The 20,353-nt window shown below is 62.0% G+C and carries 18 protein-coding genes and 3 pseudogenes; 6 read left to right on the top strand and 15 right to left on the bottom strand.

Annotated features, from left to right (window positions below; genetic code table 11):
• Positions 1 to 108: 108 nt before the first annotated feature.
• Positions 109 to 567 (top strand): annotated as a pseudogene (locus CHU95_RS23200) (IS110 family RNA-guided transposase); the annotation flags it as partial.
• Between the two features lie 292 nt (positions 568 to 859).
• Here CHU95_RS23200 and istB read toward each other — a convergent pair.
• Entirely contained in the window at positions 860 to 1,654 is a 795-nt protein-coding gene (gene istB, locus CHU95_RS12840; protein WP_094456722.1) for an IS21-like element helper ATPase IstB, read from the bottom strand.
• Positions 1,644 to 1,826, bottom strand: a pseudogene (locus tag CHU95_RS22905) (IS21 family transposase); the annotation flags it as partial. The gene istB and the pseudogene CHU95_RS22905, both read right to left, overlap by 11 nt.
• On the opposite strand from CHU95_RS22905, the gene CHU95_RS23140 reads away from it, so the two are divergent.
• Positions 1,785 to 2,060, top strand: a complete 276-nt coding sequence (locus CHU95_RS23140; RefSeq protein ID WP_342744732.1) for a hypothetical protein — start codon at positions 1,785 to 1,787, stop codon at positions 2,058 to 2,060. The pseudogene CHU95_RS22905 and the gene CHU95_RS23140 sit on opposite strands and share 42 nt — an antisense overlap.
• 190 nt (positions 2,061 to 2,250) lie before the next feature.
• On the opposite strand, the pseudogene CHU95_RS12830 reads toward CHU95_RS23140, so the two are convergent.
• The 4 genes and pseudogenes from CHU95_RS12830 to CHU95_RS12815 all read right to left on the bottom strand — a co-directional run.
• Positions 2,251 to 2,487 (bottom strand): annotated as a pseudogene (locus tag CHU95_RS12830) (transposase); the annotation flags it as partial.
• Positions 2,488 to 2,516: 29 nt separating this feature from the next.
• Positions 2,517 to 3,683 (bottom strand): NAD(P)/FAD-dependent oxidoreductase, encoded by a 1,167-nt coding sequence (locus tag CHU95_RS12825; RefSeq protein ID WP_094456720.1) that lies wholly within the window; start codon positions 3,681 to 3,683, stop codon positions 2,517 to 2,519.
• A gap of 21 nt (positions 3,684 to 3,704) precedes the next feature.
• Entirely contained in the window at positions 3,705 to 4,049 is a 345-nt protein-coding gene (locus CHU95_RS12820; RefSeq protein WP_165772154.1) for a putative quinol monooxygenase, read from the bottom strand.
• 25 nt (positions 4,050 to 4,074) lie between these two features.
• The gene (locus tag CHU95_RS12815) at positions 4,075 to 5,253 is read right to left on the bottom strand and encodes an aromatic ring-hydroxylating oxygenase subunit alpha (RefSeq protein ID WP_094456718.1); all 1,179 of its coding nucleotides are present in this window, start codon (positions 5,251 to 5,253) and stop codon (positions 4,075 to 4,077) included.
• A gap of 310 nt (positions 5,254 to 5,563) precedes the next feature.
• Between CHU95_RS12815 and CHU95_RS12810 the strand changes: the two genes are divergently transcribed.
• The 3 genes from CHU95_RS12810 to CHU95_RS12800 are packed head-to-tail and all read left to right on the top strand — an operon-like array spanning position 5,564 to position 7,942.
• Positions 5,564 to 6,325 (top strand): SDR family NAD(P)-dependent oxidoreductase, encoded by a 762-nt coding sequence (locus tag CHU95_RS12810; protein WP_094456717.1) that lies wholly within the window; start codon positions 5,564 to 5,566, stop codon positions 6,323 to 6,325.
• 12 nt (positions 6,326 to 6,337) lie between these two features.
• Positions 6,338 to 7,147, top strand: a complete 810-nt coding sequence (locus tag CHU95_RS12805; protein WP_094456716.1) for an SDR family NAD(P)-dependent oxidoreductase — start codon at positions 6,338 to 6,340, stop codon at positions 7,145 to 7,147.
• Positions 7,148 to 7,159: 12 nt separating this feature from the next.
• The gene (locus CHU95_RS12800) at positions 7,160 to 7,942 is read left to right on the top strand and encodes an SDR family oxidoreductase (protein WP_094456715.1); all 783 of its coding nucleotides are present in this window, start codon (positions 7,160 to 7,162) and stop codon (positions 7,940 to 7,942) included.
• 78 nt (positions 7,943 to 8,020) lie between these two features.
• Here CHU95_RS12800 and CHU95_RS12795 read toward each other — a convergent pair whose 3' ends face one another.
• The 3 genes from CHU95_RS12795 to CHU95_RS12785 form a co-directional block, all read right to left on the bottom strand.
• Positions 8,021 to 8,770, bottom strand: a complete 750-nt coding sequence (locus tag CHU95_RS12795; RefSeq protein WP_207762484.1) for a ThuA domain-containing protein — start codon at positions 8,768 to 8,770, stop codon at positions 8,021 to 8,023.
• Between the two features lie 25 nt (positions 8,771 to 8,795).
• Positions 8,796 to 9,809 (bottom strand): NADP-dependent oxidoreductase, encoded by a 1,014-nt coding sequence (locus CHU95_RS12790; protein WP_094456714.1) that lies wholly within the window; start codon positions 9,807 to 9,809, stop codon positions 8,796 to 8,798.
• Between the two features lie 63 nt (positions 9,810 to 9,872).
• Positions 9,873 to 12,110, bottom strand: coding sequence for a TonB-dependent receptor (locus CHU95_RS12785; protein ID WP_094456713.1), 2,238 nt, complete (start codon positions 12,108 to 12,110; stop codon positions 9,873 to 9,875).
• 363 nt (positions 12,111 to 12,473) lie between these two features.
• Between CHU95_RS12785 and CHU95_RS12780 the strand changes: the two genes are divergently transcribed.
• Positions 12,474 to 12,884 (top strand): nuclear transport factor 2 family protein, encoded by a 411-nt coding sequence (locus CHU95_RS12780; protein WP_165772153.1) that lies wholly within the window; start codon positions 12,474 to 12,476, stop codon positions 12,882 to 12,884.
• A gap of 45 nt (positions 12,885 to 12,929) precedes the next feature.
• Here CHU95_RS12780 and CHU95_RS12775 read toward each other — a convergent pair whose 3' ends face one another.
• Genes CHU95_RS12775 through CHU95_RS12750 form a run of 6 tightly spaced genes read right to left on the bottom strand, consistent with a single transcriptional unit; the run spans position 12,930 to position 20,348 of the window.
• Positions 12,930 to 14,129, bottom strand: coding sequence for a cytochrome P450 (locus CHU95_RS12775; protein ID WP_165772152.1), 1,200 nt, complete (start codon positions 14,127 to 14,129; stop codon positions 12,930 to 12,932).
• A 59-nt stretch (positions 14,130 to 14,188) separates the two neighbouring features.
• Positions 14,189 to 15,571 (bottom strand): aromatic ring-hydroxylating oxygenase subunit alpha, encoded by a 1,383-nt coding sequence (locus tag CHU95_RS12770; protein WP_207762483.1) that lies wholly within the window; start codon positions 15,569 to 15,571, stop codon positions 14,189 to 14,191.
• 44 nt (positions 15,572 to 15,615) lie between these two features.
• Positions 15,616 to 16,395 carry an SDR family oxidoreductase gene (locus CHU95_RS12765; RefSeq protein ID WP_094456709.1) on the bottom strand — a complete coding sequence of 260 codons (780 nt, stop codon included), beginning with the start codon at positions 16,393 to 16,395 and terminating at the stop codon, positions 15,616 to 15,618.
• Complete coding sequence (locus tag CHU95_RS12760; RefSeq protein WP_094456708.1) at positions 16,382 to 18,013, bottom strand: AMP-binding protein; 1,632 nt, start codon at positions 18,011 to 18,013, stop codon at positions 16,382 to 16,384. The genes CHU95_RS12765 and CHU95_RS12760 overlap by 14 nt, the downstream gene beginning before the upstream one ends.
• Positions 18,013 to 19,134 carry an acyl-CoA dehydrogenase family protein gene (locus CHU95_RS12755; protein WP_094456707.1) on the bottom strand — a complete coding sequence of 374 codons (1,122 nt, stop codon included), beginning with the start codon at positions 19,132 to 19,134 and terminating at the stop codon, positions 18,013 to 18,015. The genes CHU95_RS12760 and CHU95_RS12755 overlap by 1 nt, the downstream gene beginning before the upstream one ends.
• Before the next feature lie 8 nt (positions 19,135 to 19,142).
• The gene (locus CHU95_RS12750) at positions 19,143 to 20,348 is read right to left on the bottom strand and encodes an acyl-CoA dehydrogenase family protein (protein WP_207762482.1); all 1,206 of its coding nucleotides are present in this window, start codon (positions 20,346 to 20,348) and stop codon (positions 19,143 to 19,145) included.
• Positions 20,349 to 20,353 lie beyond the last annotated feature (5 nt).

Genomic DNA, 20,353 nt, shown 5'->3' with positions numbered 1-20,353 from the left:
GTGTCATGTAGCGTGCACGTTGCACGGTCCATTTGATGGCATGAACCGCCCCTCATCTCCATATCTCTGCAACGGGGCAATGACGGTTCCAACATCAGGAGGCATGCCATGTCTGTCCAGATGATCGGTCTTGATATCGCCAAGTCGGTTTTCCAGGTCCACGGCGTGGACAGTGCAGGTCAGCCGGTGTTGCGCAAGCGGCTGGCCAGAGGGCAACTGGCGGGGTTCTTTGCCAAGCTGCCCCCTTGTCTTGTCGGCATTGAGGCCTGTTCCAGCGCTCATCATTGGGCGCGGGAATTGACCCGCCTGGGCCATGAGGTTCGGCTGATTCCGCCGCAATATGTGAACCCTACGTCAAACGCAACAAGACGGATGCGGCCGACGCCGAGGCGATTTGCGAGGCAGTGGTCCGTCCGACCATGCGCTTCGTGCCAATCAAGAGCGTATCCCAGCAGACGGTTTTGGCCCTTCATCGCACCCGCGCCTTGCTGGTGCGTCAACGGACTGCCACCATCAACGCGCTTCGCGGTCTGCTGGGCGAGTTTGGGTTGATCGCCGGCAAGGGCACTGCCAGATCAGAGGATCTTCGCCGTCGGCTGTCCCAAGCTGATAAGGACACCGTACCCGATGAAGCAAGACAGGCAATCACAAGCCTGTTTGAACATGTTGACCAGTTGCGGGAGCGGGCTGAGACGGTCGAGGCAGAGATTTTAACCTGGCACAAGGCGAACGCTGCCAGTGAGCGTCTGGCGGCAGTACCCGGGATCGGTCCGCTGACGGCCTCGGTGTTGATTTATACGCGGAACTGACCCGGGGTTTCCGTCGAGAATTGACCCACCATTGAGTTATGCGGCTTGGTTCATGATTGGGTCAAGGCATGTGGATTTCCCTTTTTCTTGCCGGATGCTGCGGCAGTGCTGGCTTTGAAGCGAAAGCTGTCATTTCCGGTTTCGACGATGTGACAGCGATGTGTCAGGCGATCGAGCAAGGCGGTGGTCATTTTGGCATCGCCAAAGACGGTGGCCCATTCGCTGAAGCTGAGGTTGGTGGTTATGATGACGCTGGTCCGCTCATAGAGTTTGCTGAGCAGGTGGAAAAGCAGCGCACCGCCAGATGCGCTGAACGGCAGGTATCCGAGTTCGTCCAGGATCACGAGATACAGGCGTGTCATGGCCTCGGCCAACTGCCCGGCTTTTCCCTTGGCCTTCTCCTGCTCGAGCGCGTTGACGAGTTCGATGGTCGAGAGGAACCGGACTTTGCGGCGATGATGTTCGATCGCCTGGATGGCGATGGCTGTCGCGATGTGGGTCTTGCCGGTGCCGGGTCCACCGATCAGCACGATGTTCTGCGCACCATCGATGAACGCGCAGCGGTGGAGCTGGCGCACTGTGGCCTCGTTGATCTCACTGGCCTGGAAATCGAAACCTGCCATATCCTTGTAGGCTGGGAACCGTGCCGCTTTGGTGTGATAGGCGATGGAACGCACCTCACGTTCCGCCATCTCGGCTTTCAGCAGTTGGTTCAGAATGGGGATGGCGGCCTCAAAGGCGGGAGCGCCCTGCTCAATCAGATCGATGACGGCCTGCGCCAAGCCATACATCTTGAGACTTCGCAGCATGATGACGATGGCAGCGCTGGCGGGGTCATGACGCATGATGGCCTCCGGTGCTGTGGGCGCGCAGGTCATCATAGCGTTCGACATCGGCCTTGGGTTCATGGCGCAGGAGCAGGGTCTGCGGTGCACTGATGGTCGGCCCGTCGGTCGGCTTGCCATCGATCAGGCGATGCAGGATGTTCAGGACATGGGTTTTGGCCTGGACGCCGGCGGCACCACTGATCCCGATGGTGACAGCCTCAGTTATCTCTGGTTCACCTATCCAGAGGCGAGAACCTTTAAGGGTAAGATTGAAATCAGCACTGAAAACGCCATTGGCGTCTGGGTCAATGCCCCTATTGTCGACGCGCCGCAGACTATCCATTTCATCCTGCGGGTTTCGGATAAGGGTACACCGTCAATCACGCGTTACCGCCGCGTCATCGTCACAGTGATACCGAAATGAGATCTTCTATCCCGTCTCATTCACCGGTTCTGCTCCGTGTGACGGTGTCGTGTCTAAGGGCGCACGCCTTGATTGTGCGAATGGCGCGATGTTATCTTGATGTTGGGTCGACGTTTCTGGGTTGTGGGTTTGCCGGGACACGCCGTCCCGTTGCTCATGCCGGTGCTGGCCTGAGCGCGCATGCCAATCCGCGCTCGTCATAATGAACATTGAATAGCGGGAGTTGCTGATGGCCATGCACGACATCGACGGTGTCGTCGATATCCAAGGTCATCGAGGCGGGCGGCTTGGCATAGCTGGCGCACCACAGATCGACCAGCACGCCGCCAAGGCGGATGACGTCGCGCAAGCGGGGCGTGTTCTCCAGCCGTGACATCGTGGGCTGGGCGCAGAGATCGGCCCCGCCGTAGGGTAACAGCCCGCAGGCCGAAACGCCGAGTCAGCTCCGTGTGTAAATCAACAACCGACGGGCAATATTTCCCTTTTAGCCTGATTGAACTCCGCCGTCATGTTGATGCAGTCCACGGCGATCAATCGGTCCTGGCGGAAATAGCGCAGGGCGAAGGGGCCGCCGTCGGGGTTGCCCACGGGTTCCAACCGGTCCCAGTCCCGGTTGAGACCAGCGCTTTGCAGGCGCAGGTTATATTGGTTAGACCAGAACCAGGGGATGGCAGGGGCGGGAGCGGGCGTGCCTAGGATGCTGGCGGCGGCAATCCTGGCCTGTTCCACCGCGTTGGGTACGGATTCCAAGCGCACCGGGTCAACGGCATAAGGGTTGGGAAACAGCGCGCAATCGCCGACGGCCAGAATATCAGGGTCACTGCTGCGGCAGGCGGCATCGACGCGAACACCATTGGGACACTCAACCCCAGCATCGGCCAGCGGTTCGATGTTGGGCTGAATACCGATCCCGACAATGATCAGGTCCGCTGGTATCTCTTCCCCATCAGCAAGGCGCAGACCGGTAATGCGGTCATTCTGGGTGGTCATGGCTGACAGGGTCGTACCCAGCCGTATCAACACCCCTTTCGCATGATGGGCCTGTCGATAGATATCGGAGATGGGTGGAGCGGTGACCCGCGCCAGCAGCCGATCCTGCGCCTCGACAATGGTGACGGCATGGCCCTGTTCACGCAGCACGGCCGCCGCTTCCAGGCCGATATAGCCGCCGCCAATCACGATTACGCGGCGTCGTCCACCGGTCAAGTCATTGGAAAGGGCGGCCACATCGTCAATGGTGCGGATAACATGCACGCCAGCCGCATCCGCACCGGGACAGGTCAGCCGCCGTGCGCGACCGCCGGCTGCCCATACCAGCTGGTGAAAGGCTGCCACCTCGCCATCGGCAAGCAGCACCGTCTTTGCCGCCCGGTCCACCCCTGTCACCCGCGCGCCGGTACGAAGCGTGATCCCCTGTGCGGTATAGAAATCGGGCTTGCGCAGGGCCAACTGTTCAGTCTGACGCTTGCCAGCCAACAGCTCCTTTGACAGGGGCGGGCGTTCATAAGGCGGGTATGCCTCCGCTCCCAGCAGCAGGATGGGATCGCGATAGCCACCCTGGCGCAGGGAGATGGCAACCTGCGCACCGGCCTGACCCGCGCCAACGATGATGGTCCCCGCCATGCCTGCCCGCCCCTGCGCTGATCACGCCGTAAAGAAGTCTGCCCGCGCCTGGCCCTGTGGGTCGTAGACCGGTTCGATCAGATCGACACGGTATTTGCGCGCCTCTGCCGCTGTCATCCCGGCCTTTTGCAGCAGCCCGACCATGGTGCTGTAAGCAGGAGCGGCAAAATGGGCACGCAAGGCCGCCTCATCGCGCCATTCCTCAAACACGTTCACGCGGGCCGCGTTCTTGTGATCAGCCCCCCAGCTATATTCCACACACCCATCCTCCGCCAGCGCTTCCTGGATCAGCGGGTCGGCATCGGTCAGGAACTGCGCGCGCAGGGCGGGGTCCACGTCCAGCGTGGCCATGATGACGATGGGCATGATCGTGCGTCCTTGCTCGGGGATGTCAGAGGCTAGGGGGCGGGGCGGCCGGATCATCCTTCAGGTAATGATCAACCCAGCGGTGGAAATACTGATTGCCGCGTTCATTGCGGCCAAAGGTGACGTGGTCCAGTGCGCCCGCTTCCAGCCCTTTCTGGATGGACAGGCCCAGTACGTAATCTTCCTGATTGGTCACATCGCCAAAGAAGCTGGCCATCATTTCCATCTTCTCCCGTTCCGCCTCGTCGGCCGGGGGCTTAGGCGTGACATAGGTGAGGATGGTGCGGTTCTGTCCCGGCGTCGGTCCAGGCAGCAGCAGGGCAATCTGCGCAATCTCCGGTGCTACGAAGATTGACAGGTTGGGGAACAGGGTACGCACGAAATCGTAGCCGTCATTCTGGTGCCGGTACCATTCCTCACGCGGGACATCCCGCAGGCTGCCGATGCTGCGCTGGGGAAAGCCGATACGCAGGTGCGGCCCGAACCCGTCGAAATGCATGATGTTGGAGAAGGTGCGCGGATGCACCGTTTCCGGATGTGCCGCCGCGAAGTGATAGCCTTCCAGATAGCCATCATAGGCGATTTTCCAGTTAGCCCCGAAAATCTCCCGGTTGCCGCAGAAGTGCCAGTTGGCAAAGCCCAGGCTTTCCAGATCGTCCAGCATCCCGCCCAGGAAGGATGTAACATCCATTTCCAGGCCCGGTGTCAGGGTGACGAAAATCATCCCGGCCACTTCCTGACAGGGCAGCTGTTTCAGGCGGTGGCAGTCCTTGTCCACCTCGCCGAACTTGGCCCTGTCCGAGATGGCGAGCAGACGCCCATCATTGTGGAAGGTCCAGGCATGATAAGGACAGGAGAAGCGGTTGGCCGATCCCTGGCCCGGCTTCACCAAGGGCGCACCGCGATGGGTGCAGACATTCAGCATGGCATGCACCCGCCCCTCGCGGTCGCGGGTGATCAGGACGGGGACATTCATCACCTCCATCGCCTTGTAATCACCCGGATTGGGCAGTTCGATTGACAGGGCCAGCATCAGCGGTAGACGCTTGAAAATCAGGGCCATCTCCCGCTCGAACCGGACCGGGTCCAGATAGTCGCGGGCCGGCACCTTCAGGATGTCCGCCGCCTGATCGGTGGTCTGCGTCTCCACATAGGTGAGCATCGCTTCAACCGACCGGTTGATCTGTTCCGCGAGCGCCGTCATCTCACTCCCCATAATATCGTTCAAAGCGGCGATGCAGACGGACTTGAGCCGCCGGCAAGTCATCCACAGTGATTTATGATTCATACGTCATCGTCACCGTCCGTGATGAGCTTGTCAAGGCAGGTTCGATGGCGTTTCAGTGAATTTGAATAAACCGCCCAACCAGGGCCGGTTGCCGCTTGACAGGTCGCGGGCTTGCATCGATTAATGACTGGTGAATCATAAATCGCAATAAGGGTCGATATGGGCAAGGCGCGTTTCCCAGCGGTCCGCGCCCGCCGGCCCTGATAGAGATCGGGAGGATGTCAGAATGGGTCGTTTGCAAGGCAAGGTCGCCCTTGTCACGGGTGCGTCGTCCAATCCCGGCCTTGGATATGCCACGGCCTGCCGTCTGGCGGCCGAGGGGGCGCGGCTGGTGACCACCGACATGGATGAAGCCGGCGCCGGCCTTTGCGCCGCGGCTATCCGCGATGTGGGTGGAGAGGCCATCCATCTGCGCCATGACGTGGTGTCGGAGGAGGACTGGGCCCGCGTCATTGCGGAAACGGACAACAGGTTCGGCCGTCTGGACATTCTGGTGAATAATGCCGGCATCCACCTGACCAAGAGTGTGGATGATACCACGCCCAAGGAGTTCCAGCGGCAACTGGATGTCAATCTGGTCGGTACCTTCCTGGGCGTTAAAACGGCGCTGCCCTTGCTGCGCCGGTCGGGTGGCGGGTCCATCGTCAACCTGTCTTCCATCGCGGGCACGCTGGGCATCCATGGCCTGTCAGCCTATGCGGCTGCCAAGGGCGGGGTGCGCACCATGACCAAGACCATCGCCATCGAGGGCGCACCGGACAATATCCGCTGTAATTCCATCCATCCGGGCATGATTTGGACCAATATGATGAAGCAGGCGGCCGTCAGTGCCGAAGCGGTGAAGGACGCGCTGATGGCGGCCATCCCGTTGCGCCGGATGGGCGAGCCCGACGATATTGCCAATGCCGTGCTGTTCCTGGCCTCGGATGAAAGCCGGTACATTACGGGTATCGAGCTGTATGTCGATGGCGGCATGTGGGCGCAGTGAACGGTGGACGATATGCTTGATCGCGGTTTGAAGGGGGCGCGAGTCCTGGTGACCGGCGCCTTGCGCGGGATCGGTCTGGCCACGGCCGAACGGCTGGCGGCGGAAGGGGCGCAGGTGATCGTCACCGACCTGTCGCCACCCGACGACCCGCTTGTGGGGCAGGTCCTGGGCCGGCTGGGTCCGGCGGCCGTCTATCTGCGCCTGGATGTCACGTCGGAGACCGATTGGGATCTGGCGCGCGGCTGGGTGGAGAACCGCTGGGGTGGGCTGGACGTGCTGGTCAACAATGCCGGTACCGACATGGTCGGGCCTGTCGATCAGGCCAGCCTTGCCGCCTGGCACCGGCTGATGAGCATCAATGTCGACAGTGTGTTCCTGGGCGTGCGCACCTTTACGGCGGCCTTGGCGGCCGGCGGGGCAGGGCGGCGCGGTGGAGCAAGCGTCATCAATGTCGCCTCCATCATGGGGTTGGTCGGGTTTGCCGAGACATCGGCTTATAATACCAGCAAAGGGGCGGTGCGCCTGTTCACCAAGGCAGTGGCGATTGAATTCGCCCACGCGCAGAAGCCGATCCGGGTCAATTCCATCCATCCGGGCTTTGTCGAAACGCCTTTACTGCATGTCGGCATGCAGCGCTGGGTCGACCAGGGCAAGGCCGCCAAGGCCCAGGACCTGATGGATGCCATTGCCGGCATGACGCCGGTGAAGCGCCTGGCCCAGCCTGATGAGATCGCCGCCGCCATCGCCTTTCTGGCCAGCAGCGATGCCAGCTATATGACCGGGTCGGAACTGGTGGTCGATGGCGGCTGGACGGCACAATAGGGGGAAAGGGTCATGAGCCAGGATCTGAGCGGGGCTGTCGCCCTGGTGACCGGGGCGGGCGGCGGCATCGGCCGCGCGATCTGTACCGCGCTATCGAATGCAGGCGCCCATGTCGTGGCTGCCGACCGTCAATGGCCGGCGGATGCCGCCCCGGTGGCCGGGGAAAAGGCTGTTCTGGATGTGCGTGACGGTGACGCCTGGTCCACCTTGATGCGGGATATCCGCAAGCGGCATGGCAGGCTGGATGTGCTGGTCAACAATGCCGGCATCCCGCTGGTGGCCAGCATCGCGGAAACCACCCTGGATCAATGGCGCCTGTGTCAGGCGGTGAATGTCGAAGGCACGCTGCTGGGCATCCAGGCGGCACTTCCCCTGTTGCGCGAGGCCGGGGCTGACCGGCCCGGCGGCGCGTCGATCATCAATATCTCGTCGGTGGGGGGCCTGCGCGGGGCGCCGTTCAATGCCGCCTACTGCACCTCCAAGGCGGCGGTGCTGATGCTGACCAAATCGGCGGCGCTGGAATTCTGTGCCCTTGGCTATCCGATCCGCGTCAATTCCGTGCATCCGGGGGCGGTGGGAACGGCCATGATCGAGGATATCATCAACCGCTATGTGGAGCTGGGGTCGATGGCCTCGGTGGAGCAGGCGACGCAGGCCGTGAACGCCATGCACCCGATCGGGCGTCAAGCCAAGCCGGAAGAGATTGCCGCCGGCGTGCTGTTCCTGGCCTCACCGGCGTCAAGCTATATGGTCGGGTCGGAACTGGTGATTGATGGCGGCTATACCGCCCGGTGAGGGATCAGGGCGCGGCCGGAAAGTGCCGCGCCCATTCAGCCGCCTCCGGCCCGGTCAACCAGGTCACGGCATTTGCGATCAACCCGCGATAGGCGGGTTATCATAGGCTGATGGCCCGTCCCCGCACTGGATATAGACCACGGGCGCATCGCCCGCGCGCTTGGCCCAGGCGATCAGGTCGCTGCCGGGCGGATGCATCCAGTCCTCATTGCAGAACATCCGTCCCTGCACGGCCAGGTCCGCGGAATAGAAATTGTCGCGGGTGAAGCTGTGGCTGCTGCGCAGCAGGGGCAGCTTGTCGCCCTCTTCAATCTGAACCAGATACAGCTCGTCGGTGATGTCAAAGCCGGTGCCCAGTCCGGCTGTCACGGGATGATCCGCCACCACGCGGACATGGTGGCTGACATCATGGCGATAGCCACTGTCATGCAGGTCGCGGGCGGCATCCGGGCTGTAATGAAACCGCCCGCCCATGATCTGGGCCCAGCGGTCCCAGGCGGGCCAGCCGGCCAGTGCATGGTGCAGGAACAGCATTGGCTTTCCCTGTTCCAGCAGTCGCTCAATGCCGCGTTTCATCATCTCTGGTGGCTCGACCTGCCGGACCGGCTGACCAGGCTGGAACAGCAGGCCCGGCATGTCATAGAAAACCAGGCAGTCGAATTCCACCAGCCGCTCCGGCTCCATCAGATAGGGGGCGGCCGGGTGTTCGACATGGGCCCAGGCAAATCCCTCCAACGCATCGAACAGGGCGAAGAAAGCGGGTTGGTCGAAAGGGTGGCCCCGCGTGACCAACAGCATTTTCCTTGGCGCATCATACCGGATGACCATGGTTGCTCTTCCCGGTGCAATCGGGTCAGTCCACCGCCAGGACCGTTTTCCCGATTGTTTCCCCTGCCATCAGGCGGCAGAAACTGTCGGGCGCGTTGGCAATGCCATGGGTGACATTCTCCAGCGCCACCAGCTTTCCATCCGCCGCCCATTGGTGCAGGTCATGGCGTGCCTGGGGTAGGGTGTCCATGTGGGAAAACAGCAAAAAGCCGCGCATGGTCAATTGCTTGGCCACCACCTGCCACAGATTGTGGACGGGCGTGGGGCTAGCCTGATTGTTATAGTCGGAAATCATGCCGCAGCAGATGATGCGCCCGAAATCCCGCATGCGCGGCAGCAGGGCATCCAGGGTGCGACCGCCGACATTATCGAAATAGACATCCACCCCGTCGGGGCAGGCATCGGCGATAGCGGCCCCCAGGTCACCAACGGCGCGGTAATTGATGGCAGCGTGGAAGCCCAGCCTCTCGGTCAGGATTGCTGCCTTTTCCGCCGATCCGGCCAGCCCGACCACGCGGCAGCCACGCAACCGGGCGATCTGCCCGGCCACACTGCCAACCGCACCGGCGGCCGCAGAGATGACGACCGTGTCCCCCGCCTTGATCCGGCCCACATCATGCAGACCAACATAGGCCGTTAGTCCTGATGGTCCCAATGCGCCGACATAGTGAGACAGGGGCACATTCCAACTGACATCCAAGCGCTCCAGCAGGATGGTCTCTGCGGACAGGATGGAATAATCCTCCCAATGGGTCAGGCCCCAGACATGGTCGCCGGGTTTAAACCCCTCCAGGTTGGAGACCTCCACGATGCCCAGGGACGGCCCCCGGATGACGCCGCCCAAGGGGATCGCCTGGAAATAATTGTCCTTGCCATCCAGCCAGCCGCGAATGGCGGGTTCCATGGAGAAGTACAGGTTGCGGACCCGCATTTCCCCAGGACCGGGTTGGGGTACCGCCTCTTCGATCAGGGAAAAGTCGCTGGGAAGCGGGTTGCCGGAAGGATGCGCGCGCAGGGTGATGCGGCGATTGGATGCCATTGCTCAGGCTCCCTCAATAAAGAAAACCGCCGGCGGGACCGCAGGCCCTCGCCGGCGTTGGCATCAGAACTCGTACCCGAGCGAGATGCCATAGGTCCGGGGCTCACGCCCGGAGGAGAAAGACCAGAGCCCGGCGACGGTGAAGGCGGCATTGGGGCCGCGATCATCGAACAGGTTGCGGCCATAGAGCGTGACCTTGCCCTTGTTGTCGCCCACGTCGAAGTTAAAGGTGGCCGACGCATCAAAGAGGTTCTGCTTGTCGGAGCGTACGCGCGGATCGTTGGACAGAACCTTTACGTTTCCGGCGGCATCCACTTGTGTCGCGCCCAGCGAAATCTGCTGATCATAGTCGCCAATGTACCGGTAGCTGCCGCTGAACACCAGATCGCCGGCATCCAGCGGGACCGTATATTCCGCCGTTAGCGATCCAGTAAGGTCGGGTGAATAGATCATCTTCACGTCGGAATAGTCGAACCGCACCAGCCGGCCGGCGGCATTCGGGGCAGAGGTGATGAAACCGCTGAACTTGCTGTCCTGGATACCCAATGACGCCGTGACCTTAAAGGCGTAGCTGATCCGGGCCGTGACATCCAGTTCGATGCCTTTGATCTTGGCGCTGCCGACATTAGTGACGATGGTTTCGTTGCCTGTGCCAATGGTCGTGGGAATGGTCGTGTTTTGCTGCAGGTCGCTATAGTCCGACACATAACCGGCCAGGTTCACTTGCAGGCGGTTTTCCAGCAACGCGCTTTTGATGCCCGCCTCATAGCTGTCGACGGTTTCCGGGCCGAACGGCGTGGTGGAAGAGACCAGGGTCTGACCACGGCTGGAGAAGCCGCCCGAACGGTAGCCGCGCGACCAGGAAGCATAAAGCATGTTGTCGTCATCGGGTCGATAGTCGAGCACGACCTTCGGCGTGAACTTGCTTCCACTATACTTGGCATTGGGATATTGCGCGGGACCGACCCTGTTCACCTGCTGCTTTTCATCATGGGTCCAGCGGGCACCGCCCGACAGGCGCCATTGATCCGCCAGCTTCCAGTTGAAGTCACCGAACACAGCATAGGATTTGGCGCGGCCGGTATTATACTGATCGGCGGCCGCGTTGACGGCCCCGAACAGGCGGGTCGCCTGGAACAGGTCGAATTTGCTTTCATAGTAAAAGCCGCCGATCACATAGTCGAAACTATCGGTCAGATTACCGGCGCCGCGCAGCTCCTGACTAAACTGCCAGTAATCCTGAATACGGTTCGTGTAGTAAAGGTCGGCGGAGGAGGCGTCAAAATCCTGGGTCTGGGCTTCATCCGAGGTGCGATAGCCCGTGACGGAAGTGAAGTCGATGCCGTCTGTATCGAGGTTCATCTCCAACGTCGCTGCGGGTGACTTGTAGTTGGAATGGGCTGGGCTATTGAAGACAGTGTAAAGGTCGCTGCGAGTGTTGCGATTGCACTGGTTGGCGGGCACAAAGGCGCAGAACACCTCCCCCGTCTTGGAGATGTTTGAATTTACCGGCTCAAAGTCCTGAACCTGCTTCTCCAGCGTCAGCAAGGCTTCGAAATTCTCGGTTGGGGTCAGCAGGAAGCTTGCACCGAAATTCTCATTATTGTTGCCGCCCACCCGCTTGCCGGTGATGCCCTGCCGGTAGTAACCGTCACTTTCATTGTGAAAGTAAAAAAACTTTGCGGCCAGCTTGTCCTGGATCAGGCTGGTATTGAGGATCGCACGGGTAGCCCAGGTGTTGTACTTGCCATAGCTGAATTCGAGCTTGCCGCCATTCTCTCCGGTGGGGCGGGAGCGGCGGATATTGATCACGCCGCCGATGGTATTACGGCCGAACAATGTCCCCTGCGGGCCACGCAGCACTTCGATACTGTCAATGTCAAAGAAATCCAGGAAGGCACCGGTGCTGGTGCCAATGAAGACACCATCGACCACGATAGCCACGGTTGGGTCGAAAGACTTCTCCACGTCGGCAAAAGACAGCCCCCGGATGGAGACGTTGGCGGCGGCGGCACCAGAATTCTGCTGCGTAATGAGAACGTTGGGTGCAGAGCCCATCAGGTCGCCAATGTTCAGGGTCGCCTTGCTTTCCAACTGCGTTGGGGTAATGGCCGTGACGGCCAGCGGCGTCTCCTGCAAGGTTTCAGAACGGCGGCGAGCCGTGACAATGATCTCCTCCAGCGCTTCAAGTTGAGTGCCGGTTGCACTCCCAGGCGCCTGGGCCAGGGCTGGCGGTGCGCCAAGCGCGGCCAGGGCCGCAGCGGCCAGCAGGGTGGGGCGAAAGGCGGGTGCGCAAGCCATGGTGAAAATCCTCCCTGTGGATGTCTTCTTTTTGTGGGCTTGTGTGCAGCGACTCTTATGGGCGTTGCATCGGCTTCGGGGTGTCGAGCGTCGATACACTCCTGCCTAGATTTGATGATTCATGAGTCATTAATCACTCTATCGAAGCCATTCACCGACGTCAATCCACCTTTGCATTCCGATTGACGATTTATCGGTGAAAACAGACATGAAATCTTGGGGTGGGAAACCGCCCAGAGGGTTGATGGCCGGGCTTGACAGCGCCGTGTCGTACCATCCTAATGACTATCGAATCATAAATCACACAACCCATCTCGGCGGGCCCGCTTGCAGGCTTTTGGTGGGGCGATCATGGAGGAAGAAGTGGCACAGATTGATATCCCCGCCCGCAACCTGGCGACCGCTGAGGCCCTGTACGGTGCCACCGCGACCGGCAACTGGGCCTTGGCCGAAAGCATGCTATGTGATGACCTGATCATCACCGAGGCAGAGACATTGCCCTTCGCTGGCACCTACAGTGGCAAGGGGGCCCTGCGTGAGCTGTATGCAAAGGTGCTCAGCACCTCCCTGGGCGAAGCGCGGATTGAGGTGCTGAACAAGATGGCCGCTGGCAATCATGTCGTCTATCTGCTGCAACTGGTGCCACCTGTTGGCGAACCGCTTGAGCTGGTGGAGGTTTTCCACTTTGCCGAGGATGGGCGGGTGGCAGCTATAAAGCCCTATTACTACAACAGCGCTGCGGTCACCGCCGCCGTGGCGCGGGCAAACGGCTGACGATGTACCGGGGCCGCCGCGGTCAGCAGACGGCCCCGTTACCGGCTATCCCCAAGCCAAAGGCAGATGGTGCAGGGCCCACACACTTTCCGTGGCGGTCGTAATGCGTTCTGCGTCGCTGATGCGCCATTCCGGCACGCGGGCGATCCATTCTTCCAGGGCGATGCGGATCTCCGTTCGGGCCAGATGCATCCCGGCGCAGGTATGGGGGCCGGTTGAGAAGGAGAGGGAGCGTTTCGTGGTGCGGCCAAAGTCGATCCGATGTGGATCGGCATGCATCCGCGCATCGCGCGACGCCAACCCCAGGGGCAGTTGGATCAGGTCGCCCCTGGCGATGGCCACACCATGGAAATGCATGTCGCACGTGGCGTAGCGGAAGGTATTGACCACCCCGAAGGCACGGATGAATTCATCCGCCGCCTTGTTGGCATTGTCGGGGTGCGCACGCAGGCTTGCTTGCAGTATCGGGCGCATCGCCAGCTCGCGGAAGACAAAGCCAAGCACTGAGGTCACGGTGTCCAGCCCACCGGCAAACAGCATGAAGCAGAGACCCAACAGCCTGTCATCGGGAATGGGCGCGCCGTCCAGATCGTAGGCGATGAGGTAGGAGACGATGTCGTCGCCTGGGGAACGGCGCCGCTGTTCGATCAGATCCAGCAGAAATGTCTTGATCTGCGCCGCGGCCGCCGCCCGGACCTGCATATCAGCGCCCCGCAGCAGATCATCCTCCCAGGCGATGAAGGTTGCCATCCTGTCGGCCGGCAGTCCCATCATCAGCAGGAAGACGGTAACGGGAAAGGGTTGGGCAAAGCCCGTGATGAAGTCGACACCACCGCTCTCCCGGAACCCCTCGATCAAGGTGACGGCCAGCCGCCGGATGTCTCCGGCCATTTCCCTGGCCTTGCCTGGGCTGAACCAGGGCAGCAGAACCTTGCGGTAAAGCGCATGTTCCGGCGGGTCCAATTCCAGCGGCACCAGCGGCCAGTTGTCGCCGACCAGACGCGAAAAGCCGATGGACAGGTGACTGGAAAACCGCACGGGGTCCAGCAGGATTTCCTCCTGCAAGGCATGGCGTGTCACCACCCAGTTGCCGCCCAACCCGGCCGCGCGGACATGCGCCTCCCCCGGCACGAAGAAGATGTCCGGCCCCTCATGCAGCTTTGCCGCCGCCCTGAACGGGCAGATCGCAGCCTCCGGGTCGGCTGCAAGGGACCAGTCATGGGTCGGGCGCGCGTTTCCTTGCATGGGAGGCTCCGACAAGGGGGTGGACGGGGCGAGGGGCAACGCGCCCCGCCACGGCTCATTCAAGCCAAGTACTTGTCCAGGGTCGCATGCAGATGCCGCACCCGGATTTCCTGGTAATTGCCCAGTTGCACCTGACCGTTCTTGGAACATTTCAGGCCGTCCTGAACAAAGGGCAGGTTCTCCATATCCTGCTGGAACACATCACCCAGCACGCCCAGCTCTTTGGCGTCGGTCCAGGGCTGGTCCGGCCCCAGGAAGTTCATCTCCACGGGTGGCGGCTTTGGTGCATCCGCGGGCAGGCGGACCAGGATGCGCACCTCCATCAGGGTCTTGTCCTGATCAGGCCAGGGCCGCCAGCGATAGACGATGTTGGGCATGAACCCGCCCCAGGGAGCGAAGTTCGGGAACACGTTATAGACAAAGGCGTCCAGCAGCTCGGCATCGGTCACATGGCTGTGATCATAACCGCTGTCCGCCTGATATTTTTCGCGGTTGGCGGCGGCCATGGCCCGGCGTGCGGTCATCCCGTCTGGCACATCAACTGACATTTCAGTGCCACCGGCGCGCCCATTATACTTCAGGAACTCATCCACGATCCATTGCTGCGCCTTGCCGGCGGGGTCAATATGCGGGGACATGACGGCGAACGGCGTCAGGGCGGCGTTCACATGGTCGCCATAGGTGCTGTACTGGGTGTTGGCATCGCCGGTGAAGGGCAGGATCTGGGGGTGCGTCTCCACCGTGTGCCAAGCTTCCATAAAGGCTTCCGCCACTACCTTCCAATTGGCATTCACCACCTTGCCCACCCAGATCACGGTGGTGCACTCCTCGTGCCGCCAACGTTTGAAGAAGTCGGGCAGGGGGGCCAGGTAGTCCTCCAGGCTGGGGCCTTCGGCGGACTCGCGGATGAAGATATAGCCCGCCCAACGTCCCACCTGCGCTTCGGGCAGCGCCAGCTCTTCGTCCTGCAGGTGCGGAAAGTCCCAGCGGCAGGGGATGTTCTTCAGACTGCCATCGGTGCTCCAGGCAAATCCATGGAAGGGACATTTGAACTCCGCCGCTGATCCGCTTTCTAGGCGCAGCTTGCGCCCGCGATGCAGGCAGACATTATGGAAGGCGCGGATGGACCCATCCTGCTGCCTTGTCACCAGATAGGACCGGCCGGCATTTTCATACAGCACGAAGTCGCCCGGTTCCGGCATATCCTCTTCACGGGCCGCAAACTGCCAGACGCGCGGCCACATCTTTTCCAGCTCTTGGCGGAAAAAGGTGGGGCTGGTGTAGCGATCGGCCTGCAACGGCGCGCTGCCCATATACTGATAGCTTTCCTGACGCAGGAAATCGGGCACGGGGCGCGTGTCCGTATCCATCAGATCGTTCCACGACGTGCCGGGGCAGCGGGCCTCGCCGGGTTTGGGTTGTGACGAAAGATCATCTGGCACGGCAACCTCCCTGAACCTTTTGTTTTTACAAAGCCTGTTCCGACTTACACCCCGACCAGCCCTGCGGTGGTGCCGCCATCGGCCACCAGTTCCGCCCCGTTGATCAGGGAGGAGTCCTCGCTGGCCAGGAAGCTGACCAGGGCCGCCACTTCCTCCACCTGGCCTAGGCGGCCCAGGGGCGAGATGTTGCCCAGATAGGCCAGCGAGGCCTCGGGGTCCGTTGTGTCGGCCACGGCCCGGCGGATGATCGGCGTGTCAATGATGCCCGGATGGATGGAGTTGCAGCGGATATTGGTCTTCGTCCGCGCACAATGCACCGCCACCGACTTGGCCAGCAGGCGGACGGCCCCCTTGGAGGTCGTGTAGGCGATGTTCGCCGGCAGGCCCACCAGACCGTTAATGGAGGAATTGATGATGATCGACCCGCCGGAACCGCCGGGATTGGCCTTCATGGCGGCAATCGCATGCTGACAGGTCAGCATGGTGCCCGTCACATTGACGGCCATGATGCGGTTCCAGGCGGCAAGCCCGATGGTCTCGATACTGCCATCGCCGACTTCAATGCCGGCATTGGCAAAGGCGATGTCCAGCCGCCCGAACCGTTCAGCAATGGTCTGCATCAGGGCAGGCCAGGCGGCCTCATCCGTCACGTCATGGGCCTGGAAATGGGCACCCGTCTCCTGGCTCACCGCTTCGGCGGCGGCAGCATTGGAACCCGTGAACACCACCTTGGCCCCATCGGCCGACAGACGCCGCACCGCCGCAGCACCAATGCCCGCCGTGCCGCCGGTGACCAGTGCCACCTTGCCGTCAAGCCTTGCCATTCACGCCTCCCTGTTCTTCTGCGATCTGTGCCGCGATCCGTTGGCGCAGGATGTCCTTACGCACCTTGCCCGACGCAGTGCGGGGCAGGTCGGACACCAGTTCCACCCGTTCGGGGAATTTCTGCTTGGCCAGCCCCGCCGCTGCCACGTGCCGGGTGACGCTGTCCAGATCGGGTGTTGCCCCCGGCTGTGGCACCACATAGACGCAGACTGTCTCGCCCAGCCGCGGATGTGGCATGGATACAGCCGCCGCTTCCTGCACACCGGGATGACGGTGCAGCACATCCTCAATATCCTTGGCGGAGAGGTTTTCACCGCCCCGGATGATCAGGTCCTTCTTGCGGCCCGTGATGACAATCGCGCCAGCAGGCGTCAGGTGCCCGATATCGCCTGTGCGGAAATAGCCATCGCTGTCCAGGGCCTCGCGCGTCTGCTCTGCATCGGCATAGCCCATGAACAAGGACGGGCCCCGCACCAGGATTTCGCCATCCTGGCCGCAGTCCAGGGCGGTGCCGGCCTCGTCCACAATGCGGATGTCGTAGTCGATGACCTTGCCGTCTGTGGTGGCCGCCATCTCCAGTTCGTCCGCCCCCATGCAGCCCTGGGTAATCAGCGGGGCCTCGGTACTGCCATAGACCCGGAAGGCCCGGCCACACGCGAACAGCGCGTTGGCGCGGCGGATGAGGTCCGGCGGGACCGCAGCCCCCCCGCAGGCGAAAATCTTTAGCGAGGGTAGGCGCGACGCCGCCCGCTCCGCCGCCTCCAGCAGTTCCTGAAGGAACGGCGTCGCGCCGATGGTGATGTTCACCCCGTACCGGTCGATCAGCGCCACCGCCTCGTCCGCGTTCCAGCGTTCCATGAACAGGGTGCGGGTGCCGTCGGTGAAAGGAAGCTCGATGCCGTTGGAATAGCCGGTGATATGGGTAACGGGCGAGGGCATCAGCATCAGGTCGCCTGGCACCAGCCCCCAGTAGCCCATATAGATGTGGGACACGCGGGCAATGGAATGGTGATTATGCATCACGGCCTTGGGCCGGCCTGTTGTGCCCGACGTGTACATGACCAGCTTCAACGCATCGGCGGCGACGGTCGGCCAGTCGATGCGTCGCCCCCGACCGGATTGGATCAGCGCCGCCAGTGACAGCGGTGCCCCGGCCGCGCGCACGTGCACAACATGGCGCAGGTCAGGCAGGGATGGGCGCAGTCCCGTCAGCATGTCGGTGTAGCTGAAACCGCGATAGGTATCGGGGATGAAGATCAGCCGGCTTTTGCAGTCGGCCAGGATCAGGCCCACCTCGGCCCCCCGGTAGATGGGTACGATGGGGTTGCAGACTAGTCCCAGTAGGCTGGCCGCTATGTCTACCAGTACGGCCTCCATCCAGTTGGGCAATTGGAAGCTGATGACGTCGCCCGGCCGCAGACCCAGGTCCCAGAGCCCCACCGCCAGGGCTTCAGCGTCCGTCAGCAGGCTGGCATATGTGCAGGCATGTTGATCCTGGTTCAGGAAGGCCACCGTATCCGGCGACTGTTCGGCATGCTGACGGGCCAGCACGGCCAGCGGCTGTGCCGTCCAGGTTGGGCGTGCCTTTGCCGGGACCAATGCCGTGGGCAATGCCATCACACACTTCCTTCCGCCATGCCGGCGGCTGTCCAACCGCCCAATCGGTCCAGATGCCAGCCCGCACCTCCAAACAAGGTCTCCAGCAGCATCAGGCGTCGATAGTAATGCCCGATAACATACTCTTCTGTCATGCCGATGCCGCCATGCAATTGGATAGCCTGTTCGCCGATCAGGCGGGCGGCGGCGGCGCTGCGCGCCTTGGCAGCGGCGGTCAGAAGGTCGGCATCCGGGGCCTGGACGCTGGCTGCACCAATGGCGGCCCAGGTGATGGCAGCGGCTTCCTGCGCGGCCAAGGTCATATCGACCATCCGGTGCTGTGGCACCTGAAAGCTGCCGATGGTGGTGCCGAACTGTGTGCGGGTTTTCAGATAGTCCAAGGTCAGGCGGTTTGCAATTTCCATGGCACCCACGGCCTCCGCGCAGACAGCAAGCGCCGCCGTCTGGTTCAGGCTCTCCAGCAGGCGGGCATCGCCGCCTGGCAAACAGTCGCCCGCTGCAACGCGGACATTGTCCAGCACCAGATCGGCGACGGGGCGGTCATCGATGCTGCGCGCGTGGGCCAGACTGACACCGTGCGCGGTGGGGGGGACAAGGAACAGCGCCGTATTGCCCGCCAGATCGGCCTTCACGATGATGCGGTCAGCCGCAGCGCCATAAAGAACAAAGCCCCGCTGGCCAGACAGGATATAGTCGTCGCCAGCCTTGGTGGCGGTCACGGGTGCCGCGTCTTGGGCGGCATCATCCTGTGCCAGGGTAAGGATGGCCCGGCCTTCGGCGATGGCGGGCAGCCACAGGGCCTTCTGTTCCGCACTGCCGCCCTGCGAAATGGCGCCCGCCGCCAGGATCAGGGTCGGCAGCAGCGGTTCCATCAGCAGGCCACGCCCGGCGGCCCGCATGAGAACCGCCAGTTCAGCCAGCCCGCCGCCCGAACCGCCATGCCTCTCGTCAATGGCGATACCAAGCCAACCCAGTTCTGCATAGGTGGCCCATTCCTGACGGCCGAACCCATCGTCTGATTTCAGGATCGCGAACCGCCGTTCCCCGTCATAGGCCTCCTCCACGAAGCGGTTGAGGCTGTCGGCCAGCATGTTGCGGTCTTCTTGGGTGAATGCCGACATGATGCTCCCTAGAGGCCAAGGACGGCCTTTGCCAGGATGTTGCGTTGTATCTCGTTGGCGCCGCCATAGATGGTCGTGGCGCGATCATGCAGATGTTCGCGGATCATTCCGGGTGCCCCGGGCACACCGACCAGCGGTGCCTGCCAGCCCGGTTCCAGCCCCTCTGTCTGATAGACCAGTCCCTTGATGGCCAGGGCGTCAACCATGGCGCCGGTGATGCCCTGGATAAGTTCTGATCCCATGATCTTCAGCGCTGAGACTTCCAGTCCGGGCGTGGATCCCGCCTCAGCCGCGGCCAGATACTCATTACATACAGCCTCCAGCGCCAGAAGCCGGGCGCGCAGTTCGCCCAGACGTCGCCGCCAGTGCGGATCGTCTGTCAGGGGGCGGCCTCCCTCGCGGATATCGGCCATGGTCTGGCGCAGCTGATGCAGAAGGCGGGTAGATTTCCCCACCTCCGCGCCCAACAGGCGCTCATTGTTCAGCAGGAACTTGGCATAGGTCCAGCCGCGCCCTTCCACCCCCACCAGATTCTCGACCGGCACCCTAACATCGTCCAGAAACACTTCGTTCAGGTGATGGCATTTATCGATGCTGATGATAGGCCGGACCGTGACGCCGGGCGAATTCATATCGATCAGCAGGAAGGAAATGCCGTTTTGCGGCTTGCCGTCATTGCTGGTGCGGACCAGGGCGAACATCATGTCGGCCCATTGCGCCATGGTTGTCCAAGTCTTCTGCCCGCTGACGACGTATTGATCGCCGTCGCGGACGGCGCGGGTCTTGATGTTGGCTAGGTCCGACCCGGCACCCGGCTCTGAATAGCCCTGGCACCACCAGGTGTCAGTACTGCGGATACCGGGAAGATACCGTTCCTTCTGCTGCGCGCTGCCAAAGGTGTAGATGACGGGTCCGGCATAGCAAACGCCAAACGGTGTCAGCCAGGGTGCGCCCGCCTTGCTGGTTTCATCGTCAAAGATGGCGCGTTGCAGGGGCGTCCAGTCCTGCCCGCCATAGGCACGCGGCCAATGGCCGACAATCCAGCCCTTATCGAACAGGATCTTCTGCCAGCGGACATAGTCCGATTTGGCCAGATGCTGGCCCGCCAGCACCTTGTCGCGGATGTCGCGGGGCAGGTTCTTTTCACAGAACTGCTTCACATCTGCCCGGAACGCCTGGATGGCCGGGTCGCGCATGAGGTCGATCCCTAACATGGCCT

The organism is Niveispirillum lacus (assembly GCF_002251795.1).
Classification (GTDB): domain Bacteria; phylum Pseudomonadota; class Alphaproteobacteria; order Azospirillales; family Azospirillaceae; genus Niveispirillum; species Niveispirillum lacus.
The sequence above is the reverse complement of the archived record's forward strand: the minus strand, read 5'-3'. Positions and strand labels throughout refer to the sequence as shown.